The organism is Nonomuraea zeae (genome assembly GCF_005889725.1).
Classification (GTDB): domain Bacteria; phylum Actinomycetota; class Actinomycetes; order Streptosporangiales; family Streptosporangiaceae; genus Nonomuraea; species Nonomuraea zeae.
Genome location: NZ_VCKX01000719.1, coordinates 1 through 726 on the forward strand (window position 1 = coordinate 1; position 726 = coordinate 726).

General features: G+C 76.7%; 1 protein-coding gene. It reads right to left on the bottom strand.

The genetic code is table 11. The annotated features are described in order from the left end of the window. Window positions 1–726 (bottom strand): sensor histidine kinase (locus ETD85_RS62580; protein ID WP_240780200.1); only part of this gene is annotated, 726 nt, incomplete at both ends.

Genomic DNA, 726 nt, shown 5'->3' on the forward strand with positions numbered 1-726 from the left:
CCCCCGCCCCGGTCCCCGCGAGTGCGGCCGGTCCGCGGTGCAGCGGGTTGCGCACCTCGACCACCAGCTCGGCCCCTCTCGTGCCCGACACGAGCACGGTGACGGGCTGACCGGGCGCGTGCTTGCGCGCGTTCGTGAGCCCCTCCTGCACGATCCGGTACGCGGCTCGGCCTGCCGCCTCCGGCACCTCGGACCGGCGCACTTCATGGTCGAGCAGCTCGACCCGCATCCCGGCCTGCCGCGACTCCGCCACGAGCGCCCTGAGATCCACCTCACCGCCCGACGGCGGCCCCGGGTCCGACGACGGCGGTGGCGCCGGATCGCGCAGGACCGAGATGACGGTCCGCAGCTCCTCCAGCGCCAGGCGGGCGCTCGACCGGATCACCCCGGCCGCCTGCGCGACCTCGCCCGGCGCCGCGTCCGCGTTGAACTCCAGCGCCCCCGCGTGCACCGCCAGCAGCGACAACCGGTGCGCGAGCACGTCGTGCATCTCCCGGGCGATCACGAGCCGTTCGGCGCGGCGGGCCTCCTCGGCGCGCTGCCGCTGATCGGCCTCCGCCCGGCGCGCCCGCTCGGCCAGCGACAGCACCAGCTCCCGGCGGGTGCGCGCCAGCATCCCCCACCCGGTCACCGCCACCCCGAACAGCACCGCGACCAGCGCCCACACCGGATAGGGCGCCAGGCCGGGCGGCCGTAACACGAACCTGACCAGCGTCGCCCCCACCC